General features: G+C 70.4%; 22 protein-coding genes and 1 riboswitch. Of the genes, 13 read left to right on the top strand and 9 right to left on the bottom strand.

Annotated features, from left to right (window positions below; genetic code table 11):
* Positions 1–24 precede the first annotated feature (24 nt).
* Positions 25–846: an alpha/beta hydrolase gene (locus ACWD4G_RS17835; RefSeq protein ID WP_451294323.1), complete on the bottom strand. Its 822-nt coding sequence runs from the start codon at positions 844–846 to the stop codon at positions 25–27.
* Between the two features lie 213 nt (positions 847–1,059).
* On the opposite strand from ACWD4G_RS17835, the gene ACWD4G_RS17830 reads away from it, so the two are divergent.
* From ACWD4G_RS17830 to ACWD4G_RS17815, 4 genes are all read left to right on the top strand, one after another.
* Positions 1,060–1,836: a lysophospholipid acyltransferase family protein gene (locus ACWD4G_RS17830; protein ID WP_451294321.1), complete on the top strand. Its 777-nt coding sequence runs from the start codon at positions 1,060–1,062 to the stop codon at positions 1,834–1,836.
* A gap of 176 nt (positions 1,837–2,012) precedes the next feature.
* On the top strand, positions 2,013–3,263 hold the full coding sequence (macS, locus tag ACWD4G_RS17825) for a MacS family sensor histidine kinase (protein ID WP_451294319.1): 1,251 nt from the start codon (positions 2,013–2,015) through the stop codon (positions 3,261–3,263).
* Positions 3,264–3,313: 50 nt separating this feature from the next.
* Positions 3,314–3,961, top strand: a complete 648-nt coding sequence (locus tag ACWD4G_RS17820; RefSeq protein ID WP_451294422.1) for a response regulator — start codon at positions 3,314–3,316, stop codon at positions 3,959–3,961.
* Positions 3,962–4,172: 211 nt separating this feature from the next.
* On the top strand, positions 4,173–5,201 hold the full coding sequence (locus tag ACWD4G_RS17815; protein ID WP_451294317.1) for a 6-phosphofructokinase: 1,029 nt from the start codon (positions 4,173–4,175) through the stop codon (positions 5,199–5,201).
* Positions 5,202–5,346: 145 nt separating this feature from the next.
* On the opposite strand, the gene ACWD4G_RS17810 is transcribed toward ACWD4G_RS17815, so the two are convergent.
* Complete coding sequence (locus ACWD4G_RS17810) at positions 5,347–7,206, bottom strand: anthranilate synthase family protein (RefSeq protein WP_451294420.1); 1,860 nt, start codon at positions 7,204–7,206, stop codon at positions 5,347–5,349.
* Between the two features lie 113 nt (positions 7,207–7,319).
* Positions 7,320–7,376 (bottom strand): trp operon leader peptide, encoded by a 57-nt coding sequence (locus ACWD4G_RS17805; protein WP_115913573.1) that lies wholly within the window; start codon positions 7,374–7,376, stop codon positions 7,320–7,322.
* A 150-nt stretch (positions 7,377–7,526) separates the two neighbouring features.
* Between ACWD4G_RS17805 and ACWD4G_RS17800 the strand changes: the two genes are divergently transcribed.
* Entirely contained in the window at positions 7,527–8,879 is a 1,353-nt protein-coding gene (locus ACWD4G_RS17800) for a class II 3-deoxy-7-phosphoheptulonate synthase (RefSeq protein ID WP_451294315.1), read from the top strand.
* 143 nt (positions 8,880–9,022) lie between these two features.
* Positions 9,023–9,286 carry a (2Fe-2S)-binding protein gene (locus ACWD4G_RS17795; RefSeq protein ID WP_451294313.1) on the top strand — a complete coding sequence of 88 codons (264 nt, stop codon included), beginning with the start codon at positions 9,023–9,025 and terminating at the stop codon, positions 9,284–9,286.
* Positions 9,287–9,304: 18 nt separating this feature from the next.
* On the opposite strand, the gene bfr is transcribed toward ACWD4G_RS17795, so the two are convergent.
* On the bottom strand, positions 9,305–9,784 hold the full coding sequence (gene bfr / locus ACWD4G_RS17790; RefSeq protein WP_451294311.1) for a bacterioferritin: 480 nt from the start codon (positions 9,782–9,784) through the stop codon (positions 9,305–9,307).
* A gap of 176 nt (positions 9,785–9,960) precedes the next feature.
* Between bfr and ACWD4G_RS17785 the strand changes: the two genes are divergently transcribed.
* Positions 9,961–10,617 (top strand): sulfite oxidase-like oxidoreductase, encoded by a 657-nt coding sequence (locus ACWD4G_RS17785; protein ID WP_451294309.1) that lies wholly within the window; start codon positions 9,961–9,963, stop codon positions 10,615–10,617.
* A gap of 115 nt (positions 10,618–10,732) precedes the next feature.
* On the opposite strand, the gene ACWD4G_RS17780 is transcribed toward ACWD4G_RS17785, so the two are convergent.
* The 5 genes from ACWD4G_RS17780 to thiO all read right to left on the bottom strand — a co-directional run bounded on the left by ACWD4G_RS17780 (position 10,733) and on the right by thiO (position 16,240).
* Positions 10,733–11,632, bottom strand: a complete 900-nt coding sequence (locus ACWD4G_RS17780) for a deoxyribonuclease IV (protein ID WP_451294307.1) — start codon at positions 11,630–11,632, stop codon at positions 10,733–10,735.
* A 79-nt stretch (positions 11,633–11,711) separates the two neighbouring features.
* The gene (gene pknB / locus ACWD4G_RS17775) at positions 11,712–13,634 is read right to left on the bottom strand and encodes a Stk1 family PASTA domain-containing Ser/Thr kinase (protein WP_451294305.1); all 1,923 of its coding nucleotides are present in this window, start codon (positions 13,632–13,634) and stop codon (positions 11,712–11,714) included.
* Positions 13,635–14,012: 378 nt separating this feature from the next.
* Positions 14,013–14,807 (bottom strand): thiazole synthase, encoded by a 795-nt coding sequence (locus ACWD4G_RS17770; protein WP_451294303.1) that lies wholly within the window; start codon positions 14,805–14,807, stop codon positions 14,013–14,015.
* 3 nt (positions 14,808–14,810) lie between these two features.
* Positions 14,811–15,053 carry a sulfur carrier protein ThiS gene (gene thiS / locus ACWD4G_RS17765; RefSeq protein ID WP_451294301.1) on the bottom strand — a complete coding sequence of 81 codons (243 nt, stop codon included), beginning with the start codon at positions 15,051–15,053 and terminating at the stop codon, positions 14,811–14,813.
* The gene (gene thiO / locus ACWD4G_RS17760; protein ID WP_451294299.1) at positions 15,050–16,240 is read right to left on the bottom strand and encodes a glycine oxidase ThiO; all 1,191 of its coding nucleotides are present in this window, start codon (positions 16,238–16,240) and stop codon (positions 15,050–15,052) included. The genes thiS and thiO overlap by 4 nt, the downstream gene beginning before the upstream one ends.
* Positions 16,237–16,348, bottom strand: a riboswitch (TPP riboswitch). (Overlaps the previous gene by 4 nt.)
* A gap of 93 nt (positions 16,349–16,441) precedes the next feature.
* Here thiO and ACWD4G_RS17755 point away from each other — a divergent pair.
* The 6 genes from ACWD4G_RS17755 (at position 16,442) to ACWD4G_RS17730 (ending at position 22,446) form a co-directional block, all read left to right on the top strand.
* Entirely contained in the window at positions 16,442–16,798 is a 357-nt protein-coding gene (locus ACWD4G_RS17755; protein ID WP_451294297.1) for a hypothetical protein, read from the top strand.
* Between the two features lie 97 nt (positions 16,799–16,895).
* Positions 16,896–18,059 carry an NAD(P)/FAD-dependent oxidoreductase gene (locus ACWD4G_RS17750; RefSeq protein WP_451294418.1) on the top strand — a complete coding sequence of 388 codons (1,164 nt, stop codon included), beginning with the start codon at positions 16,896–16,898 and terminating at the stop codon, positions 18,057–18,059.
* A gap of 1,121 nt (positions 18,060–19,180) precedes the next feature.
* Positions 19,181–19,546, top strand: coding sequence for an Rv2175c family DNA-binding protein (locus tag ACWD4G_RS17745; RefSeq protein ID WP_451294295.1), 366 nt, complete (start codon positions 19,181–19,183; stop codon positions 19,544–19,546).
* Between the two features lie 177 nt (positions 19,547–19,723).
* Entirely contained in the window at positions 19,724–20,395 is a 672-nt protein-coding gene (thiE, locus tag ACWD4G_RS17740; protein WP_451294293.1) for a thiamine phosphate synthase, read from the top strand.
* Between the two features lie 117 nt (positions 20,396–20,512).
* On the top strand, positions 20,513–21,436 hold the full coding sequence (gene metF / locus ACWD4G_RS17735; RefSeq protein ID WP_451294291.1) for a methylenetetrahydrofolate reductase [NAD(P)H]: 924 nt from the start codon (positions 20,513–20,515) through the stop codon (positions 21,434–21,436).
* A gap of 56 nt (positions 21,437–21,492) precedes the next feature.
* Complete coding sequence (locus ACWD4G_RS17730) at positions 21,493–22,446, top strand: SCO2102 family sporulation regulator (protein ID WP_451294289.1); 954 nt, start codon at positions 21,493–21,495, stop codon at positions 22,444–22,446.
* Positions 22,447–22,525: the final 79 nt, after the last annotated feature.

Here is a 22,525-nt window from a genome sequence, read left to right as displayed (position 1 = left end):
CAGTGGCCGTCCCTTCCCTCTGCCTCACGAATCCCACACCTGTCCTGTCCCGGACTGCTGTACGGATTCCGTGCCGGACTTCTTCACCCGGCTCCCGGACTCCTTCACCAGCCGGGTGACGAACGCGTGGCTCTCCTCGAAGATCCGGTCCGCGTCGTGGTCCAACGTCGCCACGTGGTAGCTCTGTTCCAGCAGGATCTCCGTGACGTCCCTGGACGACACCCGGCTGAGCACGCGCGCGGAGTCGGCCGGTGGCACCACATGGTCCTGGGGGCTGCGCAGAAGCAGCAGCGGCTGGGTGACCTGGGGCAACTCGCCATCGACGAGTCGGAAGAACCGCCGCAGCGAGTGCGCCGAGTGCAGCGGCACCTTGTCGTACCCCACCTCCACGACACCCTCCTTGGCGATGTCGCTGGCGATGCCCCTGGTGGTGGGGACGAGATGCCGTACGACGGGCAGGGCGTGGGCGGCCAGGCCGTGCACCTTGTTCGCCGGGTTGACGACCATGACGCCGTCGACCGCGTCCCCGTGCTTCGCGGCCAGCCGCAGCGCCAGCGCGCCGCCCATCGACAGCCCCGCCACGAAGACATGCGCACAGCGCTCGCGCAGGGCGTACAGCTCGCGGTCCACCTCCGCGTACCAGTCCTGCCAGCCGGTGATCCGCATGTCCTCCCAGCGGGTGCCGTGGCCCGGCAGCAGGGGCAGCGCGACCGTCAGACCGCGCTCGGCGAGGTACTCCGCCCAGGGGCGCAGCGACTGGGGACAACCGGTGAAGCCGTGGCAGAGCAGGACGCCGACGTCCCCGCCCTCGTGGCGGTAGGGCTCGGCTCCGGGGAGGACCGGCACGGTTCGGTCTCCTGTTCATGAGAAGGGTGTGAAACGAGTCCGGGTGTGGTTCACCGTACGCGACCGCACCGACACCGACCAGGGGCTTCGGCGAGCCGTGCGGTGCGTCCGAGGACCCCGGCATCGGCCGGGGCGTCGGACTCTTCCTCGGCCGTCCGGGTTAAGGTCTGATCCTCGGAAACACAGAGAGGCACTCGGTTGTTGTACGGCGCGATGAAGGTCGCCATCGGGGGACCGCTGAAGGTCACCTTCCGGCCCTGGGTGGAAGGTCTGGAGCACATTCCGGACGAGGGCCCGGCGATCCTGGCGAGCAACCACCTCTCGTTCTCCGACTCCTTCTTCCTGCCCGCGGTCCTCGACCGCAAGGTCACGTTCATCGCGAAGGCCGAGTACTTCACCACCCCCGGCGTCAAGGGCAAGCTGACGGCCGCCTTCTTCAAGGGCGTCGGCCAGCTCCCGGTGGACCGCTCCGGCGCGCGTGGCGCGGGCGAGGCCGCCGTGAAGAGCGGCATCCAGGTCATCGAGAGCGGTGAGCTGTTCGGTATCTACCCCGAGGGCACCCGCTCGCCCGACGGCCGCCTCTACCGCGGTAAGCCCGGCGGCCTCGCCCGCGTGGCCCTCGCCACCGGCGCCCCCGTCATCCCCGTCGCCATGATCGACACCGAGAAGATCCAGCCGCCGGGCAAGGTCCTGCCGAAGGTCATGCGCCCCGGCATCCGGATCGGCAAGCCGCTGGACTTCAGCCGCTACCAGGGCATGGAGCACGACCGCTTCGTCCTGCGCGCCCTGACCGACGAGGTCATGTACGAGATCATGAAGCTCTCCGGCCAGGAGTACGTCGACATCTACGCGACCGCCGCCAAGCGGCAGCTCGCGGACGCGGCCAAGGCGGAGAAGGAGGCCGGCAAGGCGGCGAAGGCGGCCCTGGCCAAGGCCGAGGCCGAGGCAAAGGCCAAGACCGAGACCGAGAAGGACCAGCGGGGTTCGTAGCGGCCGCGTTCCCGGTACGGTCGCGTACCTGGACATGACAGTCGTGGCCTCGTGAGCCTTGTGGACCTCGGGAACGCCATGGCCGTCACGGATGTCAAGGCGGTCACGGATGTGATCGCTGTCAGAGATGTCACGGCCGCCAGAGATGTCACGGTCGTCGTGGGTGGGGTGGGGGCATGCCGAAGCGTGAGCGGGTCATGACGATGTCGGTCGAGCAGCCGCTGTGGCGCGCGCTCACCGGCTATCGCGTCCTGACGACGATCTACGCGATCGGCCTGTTCATCAGCGCGTACGACAGCTTCACCCGCCCCTGGCTGGCCATGGCCTACTACGCGGTCCTGGTCGGCTGGACCCTGCTGACCCTGCCCAAGGTCGCGAACGCGGCCGGCTGCACCAAGCGGTTCCTGGCCGCCGACCTCACCCTCGCGATCGTCGGCATCCTGCTCACCCGGCTCGCCGACTCGACCGCGCGGATCGAGGCCGGCGGCCCGACGCTGCCGTCGATATGGACCGCCGGTGCCGTGCTGGCGTTCGCCATCAAGGGCGGCTGGCGCTGGGCCGCCTTCGCCTCCACCCTCGTCGCCGTCGCCAATCTGATCCACCGGGGCTCCCCGACCCGCGACACCATCCACAACGTGCTGCTGGTCTGGGTCGCCTCCATCGCCATCGGCTATGTCGTCGAGGTCGCCCGCGCCTCCGAGCGCACCCTCGCCCGCGCCCTGGAGATCGAGGCCGCCACCCGTGAACGCGAGCGCCTGGCCCGGGACATCCACGACAGCGTGCTCCAGGTCCTCGCCATGGTGCAGCGCCGTGGCACGGCCCTCGGCGGTGAGGCGGCGGAGCTGGGCAGGATGGCGGGCGAGCAGGAGATCGCCCTGCGCACCCTGGTCTCCGGCGGCCTGGTCCCGGTCTCGCGCATCTCGGAGGACGCGGCCGACGGCGCCCTGGTCCGCATGGTCGAGGAACCGGACGCCCCGGACACCGGGGACGCGTCGGACCCGGTGGATCTGCGTGCCCTGCTCGCCCCGTACGCCGGCGCCAGGGTCACCCTCTCCGAGCCCGGCAGCCCGGTACCGCTCGCCCGGCCCGCCGCACGCGAGCTGGCCGCGGCGGTCGGCGCCGCCCTGGACAATGTGCGCGAGCACGCGGGCGACGAGGCCCAGGCCTGGATTCTGGTCGAGGACTGGCCGGACGAGATCATCGTGACCGTACGGGACGACGGCCCCGGCATCCCCGAGGGCCGTCTCGCCCAGGCCGAGGGCGAGGGACGGCTCGGGGTGGCCCTGTCCATCCGGGGCCGACTGCGCGACATCGGCGGCACGGCCGAACTGATCTCGGTCCCCGGCCAGGGCACGGAAGTCGAACTGAAGGTACCCAAGGCCCTGGAACGCCCGAAGGACACACGGGGGAAGGCGGAGAAGCGGTGACGGAGAACAACACCACGGGTACTGGCGGGAGCGGTGGCCCCCTCAAGGTCATGGTGGTCGACGACCACCCCATGTGGCGCGACGCGGTCGCCCGCGACCTCGCCGAGTCCGGCTTCGAGGTGGTCGCCACGGCGGGCGACGGCGAGCAGGCGGTACGCCGGGCCAAGGCCGTCGGCCCCGACGTCCTCGTACTCGACCTGAACCTGCCCGAGAAGCCCGGCGTCCAGGTCTGCAAGGAACTGGTCGGCGCCAACCCCGCCCTGCGCGTCCTGGTCCTCTCGGCGAGCGGCGAACACGCGGACGTCCTGGAGGCCGTGAAGTCGGGCGCCACGGGCTACTTGGTCAAGTCGGCGTCCACCGAAGAACTGATCGACGCGGTCCGCCGTACGGCAGTCGGCGACCCCGTCTTCACCCCCGGCCTCGCGGGCCTGGTCCTCGGCGAGTACCGCCGCCTCGCCTCCGAACCGGCCCCCGCCCCGGGCGGCGACGAGCCCAAGGCCCCCCAACTCACCGACCGCGAGACCGAGGTGCTCCGCCTGGTCGCCAAGGGCCTGAGCTACAAGCAGATCGCCGAACGCCTGGTCATCTCCCACCGCACGGTCCAGAACCACGTCCAGAACACCCTCGGCAAGCTGCAACTCCACAACAGGGTCGAGCTGGTCCGCTACGCGATCGAACGCGGCCTCGACGACGAATGATCACCGCGCCCACCCCGACGGCAAATGATCATCGGAGCAGTGGGCCAATCCCAGCAGTAGACCGATCCCAGCAGTAGACCAATCCGAGGAGTAAACCAACCTCCCGACAGTTCACCGGAATTGCCCCTACTCGGTCATATCGAAGTGACCTGGGTCACCATTACCGTGCTGCGCAAGGCTCTTACGGCAATCGCGGCGAAGGGACATTTCCATGCGGGTCGGAGTACTGACCGGGGGCGGCGACTGCCCCGGGCTCAACGCCGTCATCCGGGGCATCGTCCGCAAGGGCGTGCAGGAGTACGACTACGACTTCGTCGGCTTCCGGGACGGCTGGCGGGGACCACTGGAGAACGACACCGTCCGCCTGGACATCCCCGCCGTACGCGGCATCCTCCCGCGGGGCGGCACCATCCTCGGCTCCTCGCGCACCAACCCCCTGAAACAGGAGAACGGCATCCGCCGGATCAAGGACAACCTCGCCAAGCAGGAGGTCGAGGCCCTGATCTGTATCGGCGGCGAGGACACCCTCGGCGTGGCCGCACGCCTGTCCGACGAATACGCCATCCCCTGCGTGGGCGTGCCGAAGACGATCGACAACGACCTCTCGGCCACGGACTACACCTTCGGCTTCGACACGGCGGTCGGCATCGCGACGGAGGCCATCGACCGCCTCCACACCACCGCCGAGTCCCATATGCGGGTCCTCGTCGTCGAGGTGATGGGCCGTCACGCCGGCTGGATCGCCATCCACTCCGGCCTCGCGGGCGGAGCCAACGCCATCCTCATCCCGGAGCAACGCTTCGACGTCGACAAGGTCTGCGCCTGGGTGACCTCCCGCTTCAAGGCGTCGTACGCGCCCATCGTGGTCGTCGCGGAAGGGGCGATGCCCAAGGACGGCGACATGGTCCTCAAGGACGAGTCCCTGGACTCCTTCGGCCATGTCCGCCTCTCCGGCGTGGGTGAATGGCTGGCCAAGCAGATCGAGAAACGCACGGGCAAGGAGGCCCGCACCACGGTCCTCGGCCACGTCCAGCGCGGCGGCACCCCCTCCGCCTTCGACCGCTGGCTCGCCACCCGCTTCGGCCTCCACGCCATCGACGCGGTTCACGACCGAGACTTCGGCAAGATGGTCGCCCTACGCGGCACGGACATCATCCGAGTCCCCATCGCCGAAGCCACGGCCAAACTGAAGACGGTAGACCCGAAGCTGTACGAGGAGGTAGGAGTCTTCTTCGGCTGAGGCGCGGACTCGTCTTTCCTGGGGGGCAAAGTGGCCGCAGGCCCTTTGCCCCCCAGGGGCGCGGGGAACTGCGCGAGCAACCCCAACGAACCCACAGCCCCTGGAGGGCGGGAATGGGTAGGGGCGGCGGGGGCGAAAGCACCCCCTACCGAGCCCGAAGCACCCGAACCCCCTCCACAAGCCCCCGCACCACCCCCACCCCACCCAACGTCAAAACCGACTCGGGATGAAACTGCACCCCCGCGAACCCATCCCCCCGCACCGCATGCACCTCCCCGTTCTCTGCCCGGCTCACCTCGACCCCCCGCGCCGCCAACTCCCCCCGCACCTCGTCATCACAACGCGCCACAAAACTGTTGTAGAACCCGACGACCTCCTCCCGCCCGAACAGATCGACCGCGACCTGCGCCCCCTGATACGGCACTTCCTTCCGCACGATCTCCAGCCCCAACTCGGCCGCGATCAGCTCATGCCCGAGACACACCCCGAGCACCCCGTGCCGATGCCCCCGCAGCACCTCGGCCGTCAGCCCCCGCAGAAACCGCATCTTGGGATCACCGAGATCGCAAGGATCACCGGGCCCCGGCCCCAGCACGACCGGCCCCTCATGCGCGAGCACCGCCTCCCGCAGCCCCGGCTCGTCGTACCGCCGAACGGTCACCTCAAGCCCACCCGACCGCAGCACATGCGCCAGCATCGAGGTGAAGGTGTCCTCCCCGTCGACGACAAGGGCGTGCCCGGTGATCTCGGCCGCGTGCTCCCGCATCCGCAGCCAGAACGGCGCCAGCCGATCCCGCCGCCCGTCCAGCGCCGCCCGCACCCGGGGATCGTCGGCGAGAGCCGGCCGTACCGACTCCACCGACGGCCGTGACGGCCGTACCCCGAGCGCCGCCAGCACCCCCGCCGCCTTGGCGTGCGTCTCCGCGACCTCGCTCACCGGATCGGACCCCCGTACGAGCGTGGCCCCCACCGCCACCTTCAGCCGCCCGTCGGCCCCGATGTCGGCCGTACGGATCAGAATCGGCGAGTCCAGGGTCTGCGCCCCACCCGCGTCCCGCCCGACGAGGGCCAGCGCCCCGGCGTAGTACCCGCGCCCACCCGCCTCATGCCGCTCGATCACCCGGCAGGCGTTCTGCACCGGCGATCCGGTGACCGTCGCCGCGAACATGGTCTCCCTCAGGACCTCCCGCACATCCAGCGAGGAACGCCCGCGCAGCTCGTACTCGGTGTGCGCGAGATGCGCCATCTCCTTCAGCCGGGGCCCGACCACCACCCCGCCCATGTCGCCGACCGTGCACATCATCTTGAGCTCCTCGTCGACGACCATCGACAGCTCCTCGATCTCCTTGCCGTCGGCGAGGAAGGCCAGCAGGTCCTCCGGTGTGGGGCCGGAGTCCGGGTAGCGGTACGTCCCGCTGATCGGGTTCATGACGACGGTCCCGCCCGACATCCGGACGTGCACCTCGGGGGAGGCCCCTACCAGCGTCCGCTCCCCGGTGTGGACGACGAACGTCCAGTACGCCCCCCGCTCGCCCTCCAGCAGCCGCCGGAACAGCGCGAGCGCGTCGGCGCGGCCGAAACCGGGGACCGAGCCCTCGTAGGTGCGCCGGATCACGAAGTTCGCGCCCTCGCCCCGCCCGATCTCCTCGCGCAGCACCCGGCCGACGATCTCCGCGTACGCCTCGTCGGACACGTCGAAGCCACCGCCCTCGACCCGGACGTCATGCGCGGGCAACTGCGCGAGCACCTCGGCCAGCGGCAGCTCGTACGACTCCTCGGGGGTGAGCACCGACAGCGGTGTCCCGTCGTCGCGGACGTCGAAGCCGCGTTCGCGGATCTGCCGGAACGGGACGAGCGCCAGCCCTTCGTCGGGGAGGTCGGCGAGCCGCTCGCAGTCGGTGACCGGGCCGATCAGCAGCTCGACCGTCTGTTCGTCGCGGCCGGGGGTGCGGCGGCGGAGCAGGGCGAAGGGACGGGGGTCGTCCAGCAGCCGTGCCAGATCCATGGGTTCCTCTTCCGTCGGGATCGAGATCATGTCGATGCCGGTCGAGGAACGACCCCTTCGAACGCCGAAGGCCGCCCCTCGGGCGGCCTTCGCGAAGTCGTGCGTACGCGCGATCAGTGGGCCGCCGGATGAGCGGTCCACCACCAGTTCTGGATCGAAAGCGCGAACATGCGCCGCACCCTACCCCATGCGCCCCGGGTCCGAGGGTCATATGCCCCCGGGCCGAGAGGCCGTGTGCCGCCGGTCCACACCTGACAGACTCCGTCTCACCTGTCGGGCTGGACGAAAAGGACTGGACACGACCCCGTAATGTTGAGCCCGTGACCGTGAACGCTAAGTCCAGCGCGAGCGCTGGCAACACCTGGCGAGACCTGCCCGCGGCGCAGCAGCCCGAGTACCCCGACCCCGAGGCTCTGCGCGCAGTCGTTGCGGAGCTGGAGTCGTATCCGCCGCTCGTCTTCGCGGGCGAGTGCGACCAGCTGCGCGCCCGGATGGCGTCCGTCGCCAAGGGAGAGGCGTTCCTCCTCCAGGGCGGCGACTGCGCCGAGGCCTTCGACGCCGTCTCGGCCGACCAGATCCGCAACAAGCTCAAGACGCTCCTGCAGATGGGTGCCGTCCTCACGTACGCGGCCTCGGTGCCGGTCGTGAAGGTCGGCCGGATCGCCGGACAGTACTCCAAGCCGCGCTCCAAGCCCACCGAGACCCGTGACGGCGTGACGCTCCCGACCTACCGGGGCGACTCCGTCAACGGCTTCGACTTCACCGAGGCCGCCCGTGTCCCGGACCCCGAGCGTCTGAAGCGGATGTACAACGCCTCCGCGTCCACGCTCAACCTGGTCCGCGCCTTCACCACCGGCGGCTACGCCGACCTGCGCCAGGTGCACGCCTGGAACCAGGACTTCGTGAAGTCGTCCCCGTCCGGCCAGCGCTACGAGCAGCTCGCCCGCGAGATCGACAACGCGCTGAACTTCATGCACGCGTGCGGCGCCGACCCGGAGGAGTTCCGCACCGTCGAGTTCTTCTCCTCGCACGAGGCGCTGCTGCTCGACTACGAGGCGGCCCTCACCCGCGTCGACTCGCGCACGGGCAAGCTGTACGACGTCTCCGGGCACATGGTGTGGGTCGGTGAGCGCACCCGTCAGCTGGACCACGCGCACATCGAGTTCGCCTCGCAGATCCGCAACCCGATCGGCATCAAGCTCGGCCCGACCACCACGGCCGAGGAGGCGCTGCAGTACATCGAGCGCCTCGACCCCGACCGTGAGCCGGGCCGGCTGACCTTCATCGTCCGTATGGGCGCCGACAAGGTCCGCGACAAGCTGCCCGAGCTGGTCGAGAAGGTCACGGCGTCCGGCGCGGTGGTGGCCTGGGTCACCGACCCGATGCACGGCAACACCTTCGAGGCGGCCTCCGGCCACAAGACCCGCCGCTTCGACGACGTGCTCGACGAGGTCAAGGGCTTCTTCGAGGTCCACAAGGGCCTCGGCACCCACCCGGGCGGCATCCATGTGGAGCTGACCGGCGACGACGTCACCGAGTGCGTCGGCGGCGGCGACGAGATCTTCGTCGACGACCTCCACCAGCGCTACGAGACGGCCTGCGACCCCCGCCTCAACCGCAGCCAGTCCCTGGACCTGGCGTTCCTCGTGGCGGAGATGTACCGGGACCAGTAGCGGATCGACAGGGCGAGCCTCTGTTGCCGCGCATGTCGCCGTGCATGGAGTGGGGCGCGGATCACATACGATCCGCGCCCCACTCCGCTTTTATGCTCTCCACCCGCCGGGTAAGGTTAGGTTAGCCTCACCGATCATTCGGGATGGCACATCCGATCGATTCCCGGCGGGAGGTGGACCGCGTGTTCGTCTGCAGTTGCTTCGGCATCACCGAACAGCAGGTCAAGCAGCACGCGGCGGACGGGGCCTGCACCCCCCGCCAGATAGCGTCCGCCTGCAAGGCGGGCACGGACTGCGGTTCGTGCGTACGACGTATCCAGGCGCTCCTGGGCCGGGGCGCGTGCCCCCGCCGTGAGCTGGTGGAGCAGGGCCAGCCGGTCCTGACCGAGCTCAAAGAAGCGGCCTAGCGCTCCCCGGCGTCTGGCTCAGCTCTCCGGCTGTTCGATCAGCTGCGCGATGTAGAGCGCCTCGCCGAGCTTCTCCACCAGATCCAGCTGGGTGTCCAGGTAGTCGATGTGGTGCTCCTCGTCCTCAAGGATCGACTCGAAGATGTTCGCGGAGGTGATGTCGCCCTTCTCGCGCATCACCTTGATGCCGCGCTTGAGGCGGTCGATCGCCTCCACCTCGATCTGCCGGTCGGCCTCGAACATCTCCTTGACCGTCTGGCCGACGCGGACGTGGAACAGCCGCTGGTAGTTCGGCAGACCGTCCAGGAAGAGAATCCGGTCGGTGAGTACCTCGGCGTGCTTCATCTCGTCGAACGACTCGTGCCGGGTGTACTTCGCGAGCTTCGTCCAGCCGAAGTTCTCCTGCATCTTCGCGTGCAGGAAGTACTGGTTGATCGCGGTGAGCTCACCGGTGAGCTGCTCGTTGAGGAATTCGATGACCTCGGGGTCGCCCTGCATCGCGAAGGGCTCCTTCCAAGCGCGGGGAACTGGAGGTTGCGCCGCGATGATTGCACCGCCTTCGAAGATCGTCCAGTAAGTGCAAGCTTAGTAAGTTAGCCCATCCTTAGTTGAATTTGTCCGAATCGGGTCGACCCTGGTCATGTGCACCAGTCGGGGTCTGTCAGGATGGAGTCATGGGCCAGCCGGTGGAACGCGAATCGGGAGATCGCGCGTCTGAGAACTCCGACAACGCGGCACAACCGCAGCTCCCGCCGGGGCAGCGCCTGCAACGCGGCTGGCCGGTCACGCACTACGGTCCCGTTCCCAAATTCCGCCCCGAACGCTGGGATTTCCGGGTCTTCGGTGCCACGGCCGACGGTGAGAAACACTCCTGGAACCATGAGGAGTTCACCGCGTTGCCGTATGCCTCGGTGGTGGCGGATCTGCACTGCGTGACGAAATTCAGCATGGTCGGCGCGGAATGGGGCGGCATTCCGGCGCGCACGATTCTCGATCTCGCGCCACCGGCCGCCGAGGTCACCCATGTGATGGTGTGGGCCGAATACGGCTTCAGCTCCAACCTCCGGCTCGCGGACTTCGCCTCAGATCGCACGATCTTCGCCACCCACAAGGACGGCGAACTCCTCACCGCCGAACACGGCTTTCCGCTCCGCCTGATCGTCCCCGGCCTGTACGCCTGGAAGGGCCCCAAATGGGTCCGCGGAATCGAGTACATGACCACTGACCGCCGGGGCTTCTGGGAGGAACGCGGCTACCACAACATCGGCGACCCCTGGCAGGAACAGCGTTACTCGTACCAGGAGGAACCGGGGGACGGGCCGGAGCTGTGACCCGCGGGGAGGGCGGGCGCTGCCGCTTCCACTGCCGGTCTGCGCCGGTGGCGGGCGGGTGGCGGTCGGTGGCCTGTGCCGGTGGCAGGCGGTGGTGGTCGGCGGCGCGTCCGGGTCAGCCGTCCCGGAGTTTCTTCAGTCGCTCCACGTCCGCCGCGTGACCCTGCTTGCCGCCCGGGGTCTCGATGATCAGCGGTACGCCCTCGGTCGCGGGGTGGGTCATCAGCGCGCGGAACGGGTCCTCGCCGATATGGCCGGAGCCGATGTTCTCGTGGCGGTCCTTGTGGGCGCCGACGACGTCCTTGGAGTCGTTGGCGTGGATCAGCTTCAGCCGGCCCTCGCCGACGGTCTCCACCAGCAGATCGAGGGTCTCGTGCATACCGCTCGGCCCGGTCAGATCGTGCCCCGCCGCGAAGATGTGACAGGTGTCGAGGCAGACGCCGAGCCTGGGGTGCGCGTCCAGCGCCTCGAAGTAGGGCCCGAAGTCCCAGGTGCGGGAGCACAGCGAAGAGCCCTGGCCGGCGGTCGACTCCAGCAGCAGATACGGGTCGTCGTCGTGCGTCAGCTCGTCCAGCAGCGGCAGCATGTACTCCCGCACCTGCTTCAGCGCCACGGACCGCTCCCGCCCGCCGGTCGCGCTCCCGGTGTGCACGACCACCCCGAGCGCCCCGATCTCCCGTCCCCGCCGCAGCGAGTGCCGCAACGACTCGACCGACCTCTCGACGGTCGCCTCGGTGTGGGAGCCGAAGTTGATCAGATACGGGGCATGGACGTACGCCGGGATCGACTCGGCCGCACACGCCGCCCGGAACTCCTCGTCCTGCCGGGGATTCCCGACGGGCGTCGCCCATCCCCGGGGGTTGGCCACGAAGACCTGCACGGTCTCGGCCTTCAGATCACGGGCATAGGTCAGCCCCACGGAGTTCAGGCCTCCGGCGACGGGGACGTGACCGCCGACGGGATTGCGGGACGGCCAGGACGGATCGGGGTGCCGACGGGACTGCTGAGCGCTCACGGCTCAAGGGTGTCATGCGCCCCGGAACGTCCGACCGCCGCGTCCCGGCGGCGATCGGCCTCCCGCTCGGACTCCCCGCTCAGCCGATCTCGATCGTGATCGTCGACCCCTTGGGCGCCGTGTCGCCGCCGTCCACCGACTGTCCCTTGACCTCGTCGCCGAAGAGCCCGAGCAGCCCCCGGTCCTCCTCGACCTCGAAGCCCGCGTCCTTGAGCTTCTGGGTCGCCTCGTCGACGCTGTCGCCCACGACGTCCGGGACCTCGATCATCTCGGGGCCCTTGGAGATCGTCAGGGTGACCGTGTCACCCGTGCCGACCTGCTTGCCCGCGGCGGGCGACACCTCGGCGACCAGGCCCTTGTCGAACTCGGAGCTGATCTGCGCGGAGGCGATCTTCACCTTCAGGCCCTCGCGCTCCAGCAAGGCCGTGGCGTCCTCCACCGAGGCACCGGCGACCTCCGGGACCTCCACCGGAGCACCCCGGCTGACGACCAGGGCGACGGCCGCACCGGAGGACCGCTCGGTCCCGGCCGCCGGCGTGGTCCTGATCACCTGCCCCTTGATGACCTCGTCGCTGAACTCCCGCGTCACCATGCCCGGTTCGAGCCCGTCGTTCTTCAGCCGGGTCTTCGCCTGATCGAGGCGGTAGCCCTTGAGGTCGGGCACCTTCACGGTCTCCGGGCCCTTGGAGATCGTCAACGTGACGGTGTCGTTGTCACGAATCCGCGCACCGGGCGCCGGGTCGGTGCTGATCACCCTGCCGCGCTTGATGGTGTCGCTGAACGCATGCTTGATGACGACGTCGAGGCCCTCGCCCTCGATCCGCTCCACCGCGTCCGCCCGGGACTGGGCCAGCACCGCCGGGACCTTCGTGAACTGCCCCGAGTTGATGTACCAGACGCCGCCGCCCACCCCGAGGACCAGCAGTACGGCGACGACGACCGCCAGCACCCCGCGCCGAGGACCCGAGCGGGCCGAGCCGTCACGGGTACGCCGGGGCGGCGGCGGAGCCGACTCGAACCGGCTCGTGAGGTTGAGCTGATCGTCCGCGGCCCCCGCCCTCGGCACGGACAACGACCGCGGAATGACACTCGTCCGGTCCTCGGCGTTGTCGTGCGCGCCGGATATCGCCTGCGGCGGCATCGCGTCCAACTGCTCACCGCTCAGCCCGGCCCGCGCCTCCAGCGTCTGCGCCAGCAGCGCCACGGCGTCGTGGGGCCGCACCTCGGGGTTACGGGCCGTCGCCGAGGCGACCAGCGCGTCCAGCTCGTACGGCAGCCCGGGTACCGCCGCCGACGGGGGCGGTACGTCGTCGCTCAGCGCCTGGTACAGCACCTGGGCGGGGGTGTCCCCGGCGTGCGGTTTCCCGCCGGTGAGCATCTCGTAGAGCATCACCCCGCACGCGTACACATCCACGCGGGTGTCGGTCGTGCCGTGCTCCAGCTGCTCCGGGGCGAGGTAGGAGACGGTGCCGAGAACGGTGCCTGTGGTGCTCGTGACGCTGTCCACGGCCCGTACGAGCCCGAAGTCGGCGACCTTGACCCGGCCGTCGTCCCCTATCAGCACGTTCTCGGGCTTCATGTCCCGGTGCACGAACCCGGCGCGGTGCGCGGCGCCCAGCGCGGCCAGCACGGGCTCCAGGATGTCGAGCGCCGCCCTGGGCTGCAGTGCGCCCCGCTCGCGCAACACATCACGCAGCGTGCACCCGGCGACGTACTCCATCGCCAGGTAGACATACGACCCGTCGGTGCCCTGGTCGAAGACCCCCACCACATTGGGATGCGCCAGCCGGGCCACCGATTTGGCCTCGCGGATGAACCGCTCCACGAACGAGCCGTCCGCGGCCAGCGTCGGATGCATCACCTTGAGCGCGAGCACCCGGTCGAGGCGGGTGTCCACGGCCCGATAGACCGTGGCCATCCCGCCGACCGCGATCCGCGCCTCCACTCGATACCGGCCGTCGATCACCCGGCCCACAAGCGGGTCCTGAAGGGTCGTGTCCACGCAGGTGAGTCTACGAGTCACCGCCGACACCCGGCCCACCACCGGCTTCCCCGAGACCGACTGCAGCAGACCTGTGACCGTGCCTCCGCCCAAGAGCCCGGGGCAGACGGCCGCCGGGCGACTGAGGGTGGGTGGGGGTTGCTCGCGCAGTTCCCCGCGCCCCATAAAAGCATGGGCCTGCGGCCCTAAAAGCACGGCCCTGCGGGCCGATGAAAAATGCGGGGCGCAGCACCCGCATTTTTCAGGGGCGCGGGGAACTGCGCGACCAGCCCCCACCCACCCGCACCGACAAACCAACCCCCCAATCGCCTCGACGGGGGTCGAAGGGGCGCAGCCCCTGGGGATGGGACGGGTAGGGGCGGCGGGGGCGGGACAAACTCAGAAAGCCGGCCGCTCGGGGTCCAACCACGCCAGCCCCTCACCCGACGAGGACGCCTCCGCGAATCGCCGCCGCGGAATCCGCCCGGCCCGATACGCCAGCCGCCCCGCCTCCACCGCACGCCGCATCCCCTCAGCCATCAGCACCGGCTCCTGCGCCCGAGTCACAGCGGACGCCAGCATCACGCCGGCACACCCCAGCTCCATCGCCAGCGCCACATCCGACGCCGTACCGGCCCCCGCGTCCAGAATCACCGGCACACGCGCGTGCTCCACGATCAGCTCGAAGTTGTGCGGATTGCGAATACCGAGCCCGGACCCGATGGGCGACCCGAGCGGCATGATCGCGGCACACCCGACGTCCTCCAGCTTCCGCGCCAGTACGGGATCGTCGTTCGTGTAGGGCAACACCGTGAACCCGTCGTCGACCAACACCTCGGCGGCGTCCAGCAGTTCGATCGGATCGGGCAGCAGCGTCCGCTCGTCGGCGATGACCTCCAGCTTCACCAGGTCCGTCCCCAGCGCCTCACGCGCGAGCCGAGCGGTCAGCACGGCCTCACCGGCGGTGAAGCACCCGGCGGTGTTGGGCAGCACCCGGATGCCCAGCCGGTCGAGCACGGACAGCACGGAACCCCGCACGGAGGCGTTCACGCGCCGCATGGCGACCGTCGTCAGCTCGGTGCCGGAGGCCACCAGGGCGCGTTCCAGGACGTCGAGGCTGGGCGCACCGCCCGTCCCCATGATCAGCCGGGACGCGTAGGCCGTACCGCCGAGGGCGAAGGAGTCGTCCGCCATGGTTCAGCCTCCCTGGACGGCGGTGAGGACCTCGACGCGGTCCCCCTCGGAGAGGACGGTCGACGCCCACCGCGCGCGCGGGACGACGGTTTCGTTGAGCGCGGCGGCGACCCCGGAGGCGGACGGGGTGAGCGTCCGTACGACGGTGTCGAGGCCGGTGCCCGAGGCGACCTGCCGGGGTTCCCCGTTGACGAGGACGGTGACGTTCATGGGATGTGCGAAGTCCCCGGGGTCGGTCGTGCTCATACCGGCTGCTCCGTGAGTTCCTTGGTGCTGTCGGCCGCCGTCGGCGCGCCGGCGAACCGCAGCGGGGTGAAGTCCCGGGCCTCCTGAGGAAGTTCACCGGTGGTCAGGGCGTGTGCCATGACATCGCCGGTGACCGGGGTGAGGAGAACGCCGTTGCGGTAGTGGCCGGTGGCCAGGAGCAGGCCGTCGAGTTCGGTCGGGCCCAGCAGGGGCGCGTTGTCGGGGGAGCCGGGGCGCAGTCCCGCGCGGGTCTCGGTGAGCGGCAACTCGGTGATGCCGGGCACGAGTTCATGGGCGTCCCGCAGCAGCTCGTAGACCCCGCCGGCGGTCACGGTGGTGTCCCAGCCGAGTTCCTCGCTGGTGGCGCCTACGACCAGCTCGCCGTTCTCGCGGGGGACCAGGTAGACATGGCTGCCCCGGACCACCGCGCGCACGGTCCGGCTCAGGAAGGGCGCGTACGGCTTCGGCACGGTCAGCCGCAGCACCTGTCCCTTCACCGGCCGCACCGGCGGCAGCACCTTCTCCGGCACGCCCGCGAGCCGCCCGCTGAGGCTGCCCCCGGCGAGGACGACCTGCCCGGCGGTCGGCCGGGTGCCCCCCGAGGTCCGTACCCCCGAAGCCCGCCCTGAGGTCGTCAGCAGCTCCTCGGCCCAGGCCCGGTGGAAAACCACCCCGGCCCGCTCACAGGCCGTGACAAGGGCCCTCGCGAGCCGTCTCGGGTCGATCTGGTGGTCACCGTCCACCCGCAGCCCGCCGCGCACCCCCGGCGCCAGCATCGGCTCCAGACGTCGGCAGTCCCGGCCGCTCAGCCACTCGGAGTCCAGCCCCGACCGGCGCTGCAGGGCGTGCAGTTCCCGCAGATGGGCGCGGTCGTCGGCGTCCAGCGCCACCGCGAGCGTGCCGGACCGGCGGTAACCGAGGTCCTGCCCCGTGGCCTCCGTCAGTTCGGCCACGAAGTCCGGGTAGCGGCGCGCGGACTCCAGGTTGAGCCCCAGCAGCGTCTGCTCGCCGTAGTGCAGCTCGGTGACCGCGGCGAGCATCCCGGCCGCCACCCGCGCGGCCCCGCCACCGGGCTCGGGGTCCACCACGGCCGTGGTGAGCCCGCGCGACGCGGCCCGCCACGCCGTGACCAGCCCGATGATCCCGCCCCCCACGACGAGGACGTCTGACGTGTGTGTACGCGACATGGTCGTCCAGCTCCTCCCTTCGCCGGCATGACCCGGATCAGGTTCGTACGGTCGGAGGCCGCCAGCCTCCCTCTCAGCCCGGTGCGCCGGGCTCCCGCGAGTACTTTTCGTGCCGCGGGTCCGGGAGACGTCCCCCGGGGAGCGGCACGGTGGCCCACCCTAGCCCGCATCCGTTCGCCTCAGTAAGGGAGCCTCACGCCCATGCCCCGCTCACTCGACGGTCTCGTCCTCGCCCCCGTCGCCGACCAGGCACCCGGCCAGGTCGGCACCCGCACCCGGTTCGTCTACCACGAGGAGGACGGCCGGATCTGGGCCGAGTACGCGGGCGGCGACGTCGTGAGGGGCCACCTCGTCGGCACGCGTGCGGGAGACCGCCTCGACTTCCGCTACGTCCAGCTGAAGACCGACGGAACCACCGCCTCCGGCCACTGTGCCTCCCTGGTCGTCGAACTCCCCGACGGCCGTGTCCGCCTGGAGGAGGCCTGGGAGTGGGAGTCGCAGCCGGGCAGCGGGACGAGCGTGGTGGAGCAGCTGCGGGACGAACGCCCCACTGACTGACCAATGGTCAGTTGTCTATGGTGATCGGGTGAGCGAGCAGCAGGCGGAGCAGCGGAACGGTTCGGCGGCGCGGCGCGTGGTCGTCGTGGGCGCGGGGATGGCCGGGGTGCAGACCGCGGTCGCCCTGAGGGAACAGGGTTTCGCCGGCGATGTGACGCTGATCGGGGCGGAACCGCACCAGCCCTACGACCGGCCGCCGCTGTCCAAGGCCGTACTGCTGGGCAACGCCGAGGGCTCCGCCTTCGACGTCGACTTCGAGGCGCTCGGCATCGAACTCCAACTGGGCCGCGAGGTGCTGGGCGTCCGCCCCGGCGATCATGAACTCGACACCGCCACCGGCCCGGTCCCGTACGACCTCCTGGTCGTCGCCACCGGCGCGGAACCCATTCGGCTGCCGGGCGCGGAGGGTGTACCCGGGGTGCATCTGCTGCGCACCCTGGACGACGCCGAGCGGCTGCGGCCCGTGCTGGCGCGACAGCACGACATCGTGGTGGTGGGCGCCGGGTGGATCGGCGCGGAGTTCGCGACGGCCGCGCGGGAGGCGGGCTGCGCGGTGACGGTCGTCGAGGCCGCCGACCGCCCTCTGGCGGGGGCGCTGCCCGCCGAGGTGGCCGCGCCGATGAGCGCCTGGTACGCGGACAGCGGCATCACCCTGCGGACGCACGCGCGCGTGGAGCGCGTCGAGCCCGGAACGGTGATCCTGGACGACGGCTCCCGGGTGCCGGCCGGAGCGGTGGTCGTCGGGATCGGCGCCCGTCCGGCGACGGCGTGGCTGAAGGGCTCGGGCATTGAGCTGGGCACCCATGGAGAGGTGGTCGCCGACGACCACCTGCGCACCTCCGCCCCGGACGTCTACGCGGTCGGGGACTGCGCCTCCTTCCCCTCGGGCCGGTACGGCGAACGCCTCCTGGTCCACCACTGGGACAACGCCCTCCAGGGCCCCCGCACGGTCGCGGCGAACATCGTCGGCGAGGCCCCGGAGCCCTACGACCCCGTCCCGTACTTCTGGTCCGAGCAGTTCGGCCGCTTCATCCAGTACGCCGGTCACCACGCCGCCGCCGACACCACCCTCTGGCGGGGCGACCCCACCACCCCCGCCTGGACCGTCTGCTGGCTCCGCGACAACCACCTGGTCGCCCTCCTGGCCGTGGGCCGCCCCCGAGACCTGGCCCAGGGCCGCCGCCTGATCGAATCGTCCACCCCGATGAACCCCGACCTCCTGACCGACCCGGCGAGACCGTTGAAGGCGGCGACGGCGTAGGGGGCGTCGGTTGGAGGCGGCGATGGACTGGGGAGGCCGCCGGTTGAAGGCGGCGACGGGGTGGGGAGACCGTCGGTTGCAGACAGCGGTGGGGTGGGGAGACGGGCGGTTGTAGGCGGCGATGGCGTAGGTAGACGGACGGCTGCACGCGGCGAATGGAGTGGGGAGGCCGACGGCTGAAGACGGCGACCGCGTAGTAAGGCCGACGGCGAAGACCGCGTGGTCGAACGGCGTTCGGTTACGGCAGCGGGGTGGGCCGGTGGAGACGGCGAGGCGTGGGGGCGGGCGCCGACGCCCTTGTTCAGCCTCAGTCCCTGGCTCAGCCTCGGCCACTCGCTGAGCTTCAGCTACTCGGTCAGCCCAGCTACTCGGTCAGCCCAGGCATTCTTTTCCCGCCGCAGCGGAGAATGCCCCGATGGTGGTGCTCGGCGGTGCCGAACCGGCCATGACCCCGCCTTCCGTGATGAGCTTCGGCGCTTGCTCCCGGCAGGGGACTCCCGGCGGGTCTGGCGGCGCCCGCGCGTGTCCGTCGGGCGGTTCTCGGTAAGCCCTGCGGCCGTGTCTGGCGGTGCCCGGCGGTGTCCAGCCCGGCTGCGGCCGGTTTTCAGCGGTCTCCCCGGCAGGGCCCCGCACCCCTCGCCGGCCCCCGCCGGAGGGGAGGCCTACGGCTGGAGACGGCGAGGGGGCGGCGCCGACACCCTTGGTCAGCCTCAGCTACTCGGTCAGCCCAGGCATTCTTTTCCCGCCGCAGCGGAGAATGCCCCGATGGTGGTGCTCGGCGGTGCCGAACCGGCCATGACCTCCCTCCCGCGATGCTCCTCGGCACTCGTTCCCGGCAGCGGGTTCCCGGCGGGTCTGGCGGCGCCCGCCCGGCCGCGTCCGGCGGTGCCAGGCGGACCTGGCCGTGTCCGGCGGGCGGTGGCCCGGCGGTGCTGTGGCCGTGTCCGGCGGTGCCCAGTGGGGCCTGTGGCGGCGTCCGGGGGCCCGGCGGCGCTCGGCGGTGTCCAGCCCGGTCGCAGCACGTTTTCGGTGCCCGCCCGGCGGGCCCCGCACCCCCCGTCGCCCCCCGCCGGAGGCGTCTGCGCTACCCACTGTCAGTCCGGGATGGCAGTCTTGGTGACGTGACCGAGATTGACGCAAAGATCGATGCTCTCGTCCCCGCGTGGCTCAACCTCCCCGACATCGCAGAGATGCTCGATGTCGAGGTGACCCGCGTGCGGCAGCTGGTCAAGGAGGGCCAGCTCATCGCCGTACGCCGTGGTGAGAACCGCGCACTGCACGTCCCCGCCGCCTTCATCGACGGAGACAAGGTCGTCAAGGGCCTGACCGGCACCCTGACGCTGCTGAGGGACGACGGCTTCACCGACGAAGAGATGCTGGAGTGGCTCTTCACCCCCGACCCGAGCCTGCCCGGCACCCCGGCCCAGGCCCTCAGCGAGAATCGCGGCACGGAGGTGAAGCGCCGCGCACAGGCGCTCGCCGTCTGACCTGGAACGACTGAAGCACCCGCACCATCGGCACCACCTAGTAACTCCTAGTAACTCTCAGTAGCATCCGAAGCAGTCGCCTGTGCGGCGTACGACCCCCCGGCCCGGCCCCGTCGGGTCGCCGGCACCCGTACGCCGCACCGGCCCCATGAACGCACCGCCAACGGGGGACCTCGTATGCCCAACGCCGCCGCCCAGCTCGCCGACGCGCGGCTCTACCTCTGCATGGACGCCCGGAAGCGTCAGGGCGACCTCCCGGAGTTCCTGGACGCCGTGCTGAGCGCCGGTGTGGACATCGTGCAGCTGCGCGACAAGGGCATGGAGGCGGCCGAGGAGCTGGACCATCTCGCGGTGTTCGCCGACAGATGCAGGCACCACGGCAAGCTGCTCGCGGTGAACGACCGTGCCGACGTGGCCCACGCCACAAGGACGTCGCAGGCGTCGTACGGGCCCGGCGCCGACGTCCTGCACCTGGGCCAGGGCGACCTCCCGGTCCCCGCCGCCCGCGCGATCCTCGGCGACGACATCCTCATAGGCCGCTCCACGCACTCCGAGGCGGAGGCCGCCGCGGCCGCCGTCCAGGAGGGTGTGGACTACTTCTGCACGGGCCCCTGCTGGCCCACCCCCACCAAGCCCGGCCGCCACGCCCCCGGCCTGGACCTCGTGCGGTATACCGCCGCCCTCGGCACCGACCGCCCCTGGTTCGCCATCGGCGGCATCGACCTCGGCAATCTCGACGAGGTCGTGGAGGCGGGCGCCCGCCGGGTCGTCGTGGTCCGGGCGATCACGGAGGCCGACGATCCGGGAGCGGCGACGGCGGAGTTCGCCAAGCGCCTGCGTGCCCTCTGAGATCCCCGCCACACCCCCTGACACGGCGATGTCCAAGGGATGGACATTGAGCTGGCAAAGCGGGCAAAACGCCCTGGTCCGGTTGGGGGACCGGCTCGACCTGACTAACCTGCGGTCATGGCCCTAGGAACCGCTTCCACCAGGACGGATCGCGCACGCACGGTGCGCGACATGCTCGCCACGGGCAAGACCACGTACTCCTTCGAGTTCTGGGCACCCAAGACCGAGAAGGGCGAGCGGAACCTGTGGAACGCCCTCCGCAGGATCGAGGCGGTGGCCCCGAGCTTCGTCTCCGTGACCTATGGAGCGGGCGGCTCCACCCGGGCCGGCACGGTGAAGGCGACCGAGCAGATCGCCGCCGACACCACCCTCACCCCCGTCGCCCACCTCACCGCCGTCAGCCAGTCCGTCGCCGAGCTGCGCAACATCATCGGCCAGTACGCCGACGCCGGCATCCGGAACATGCTCGCCGTGCGCGGTGACCCGCCCGGCGACCCCATGGGCGAGTGGGTGCCGCACCCGCAGGGCCTGACGTACGCGGCCGAACTCGTCCGACTCATCAAGGAGTCGGGCGACTTCTGCGTCGGCGTCGCAGCCTTCCCGGAGATGCACCCGCGCTCCCCCGACTGGGACAGTGACGTGGCACGCTTCGTCGAAAAGTGCCGGGCCGGCGCCGACTACGCGATCACGCAGATGTTCTTCCACCCGGAGTCGTACCTGCGTCTGAGGGACGCGGTTGCGGCAGCGGGATGTGAGACCCCTGTGATTCCGGAGGTCATGCCCGTCACCAGCGTGAAGCAGCTGGAACGACTGCCGCAGTTGAGCAACGCCGCCATCCCGGATGTCCTTCGAGAGCGGATCGTCACAGCCAAAGACAATCCGGCCGCTGTACGCTCCATTGGCATCGAGTTCGCTACGGAGTTCTGCGCGCGGCTGCTGGACGAGGGAGTCCCCGGACTTCACTTCATCACCCTGAACAACTCCACGGCAACACTGGAAATCTACGAGAACCTGGGCCCGCACCACCCACCGAGGGCCTAGACCGGTCGCACTCGCGTACGACACACTGCGTAGCGGCCACAGGGAGAGGGGCGTACATGGGCTGGACGGTCCTCTACATCGCGTTCGGCATCGTCGCGTTGTGGTTGCTGGGTGAGGTGCTGCTCCAGTACAAGGCGCGGCTGCGCTGGCGGCTGCTCGCCTTCGTCGGTTTCCTCGGGGTCGTGCTCGGCGTGCTGATCCCGTCCGTGCTGGTCATCGCGCTGGGCGCGATCGGGTTCGCGGTCGGCCAGACCTTTGTGACGCTGTCGTTCCGCCGTGGCTTCGAGGCCGGCTGGGCCGTGCGTCCGCGCTCCGGAGAGACGGAGGACGCGGAGGGCGGTAAGCCGGGCAGGTTCGGCAAGAAGCGCCGACGCGGCGAGCCCGAGCACCCGGAAGCCGGTCTGGAGGTCCCCGACCTGCCGGATGCCGCTGCCGGAACGTCACACCAGGCCGTCGACGACCCCTTCGACCGGGACGACGACGTCTTCGTCCGCCCGCAGTCCGCCCCGTCCGCGGCCGAGACGACCACCGTCTACTCGCCGGAGCCCATGCCCGACGACACCAGCGCCTACGGCGTCTACAGCGAAGACGCCTACTCGACGCCCTCCGCCCAGCCCTACGCCAACGCCGACCAGTCCTCCCAGGACGAGGCCTTCGCCTACTACGGCTACGACCAGCAGCAGGGCTACGGCTACGACCCGGCCCAGCAGCAGTACTCCGCCTACTCCGACCCGTACATCGGCACCCAGACCTACGACGCGAGCGCCTCGTACGACCCGTCCTACGGCCAACAGGACTATGGGCAGCAGGGTTACGGCCAGGACCAGTACGGCGGCTCCTACAACGAGACTCCGCCCGGCGGTGTCTGGGTCCCGCAGCAGCGCAACACCGATGACGCGTTCGACCCGTTCGGCAACGGAGCGCCGTCGGAGCAGTCGTACCCGCAGCAGGGCGGCGGCAACGGCGGGAACGGCAACGGTTACGACGAGCAGCAGCAGTACCGTTTCTGAAGCCACGGCCATACGGAGGCGGAGAGCCCTCCGCCGGACCCGGAGCGGCCTGCGCGGGACGTGGGGGCGCTTGGTCGGC

It is taken from the genome of Streptomyces sp. NPDC002643 (assembly GCF_053592555.1).
This window is presented reverse-complemented; position numbering and strand designations above follow the sequence as displayed.

Coding starts and splice junctions, on each gene's coding strand:
- macS (WP_451294319.1), top strand. CDS start 2,013: ATGCCGAAGCGTGAGCGGGTCATGACGATGTCGGTCGAGCAGCCGCTG.
- ACWD4G_RS17770 (WP_451294303.1), bottom strand. CDS start 14,807: ATGGCGGACGACTCCTTCGCCCTCGGCGGTACGGCCTACGCGTCCCGG.
- ACWD4G_RS17820 (WP_451294422.1), top strand. CDS start 3,314: ATGGTGGTCGACGACCACCCCATGTGGCGCGACGCGGTCGCCCGCGAC.
- thiO (WP_451294299.1), bottom strand. CDS start 16,240: ATGTCGCGTACACACACGTCAGACGTCCTCGTCGTGGGGGGCGGGATC.
- ACWD4G_RS17830 (WP_451294321.1), top strand. CDS start 1,060: ATGAAGGTCGCCATCGGGGGACCGCTGAAGGTCACCTTCCGGCCCTGG.
- ACWD4G_RS17795 (WP_451294313.1), top strand. CDS start 9,023: ATGGCACATCCGATCGATTCCCGGCGGGAGGTGGACCGCGTGTTCGTC.
- ACWD4G_RS17750 (WP_451294418.1), top strand. CDS start 16,896: ATGGCCGGGGTGCAGACCGCGGTCGCCCTGAGGGAACAGGGTTTCGCC.
- bfr (WP_451294311.1), bottom strand. CDS start 9,784: ATGCAGGGCGACCCCGAGGTCATCGAATTCCTCAACGAGCAGCTCACC.
- ACWD4G_RS17755 (WP_451294297.1), top strand. CDS start 16,442: ATGCCCCGCTCACTCGACGGTCTCGTCCTCGCCCCCGTCGCCGACCAG.
- ACWD4G_RS17730 (WP_451294289.1), top strand. CDS start 21,493: ATGGGCTGGACGGTCCTCTACATCGCGTTCGGCATCGTCGCGTTGTGG.
- ACWD4G_RS17810 (WP_451294420.1), bottom strand. CDS start 7,206: ATGGATCTGGCACGGCTGCTGGACGACCCCCGTCCCTTCGCCCTGCTC.
- thiS (WP_451294301.1), bottom strand. CDS start 15,053: ATGAGCACGACCGACCCCGGGGACTTCGCACATCCCATGAACGTCACC.
- thiE (WP_451294293.1), top strand. CDS start 19,724: ATGCCCAACGCCGCCGCCCAGCTCGCCGACGCGCGGCTCTACCTCTGC.
- metF (WP_451294291.1), top strand. CDS start 20,513: ATGGCCCTAGGAACCGCTTCCACCAGGACGGATCGCGCACGCACGGTG.
- ACWD4G_RS17815 (WP_451294317.1), top strand. CDS start 4,173: ATGCGGGTCGGAGTACTGACCGGGGGCGGCGACTGCCCCGGGCTCAAC.
- ACWD4G_RS17785 (WP_451294309.1), top strand. CDS start 9,961: ATGGGCCAGCCGGTGGAACGCGAATCGGGAGATCGCGCGTCTGAGAAC.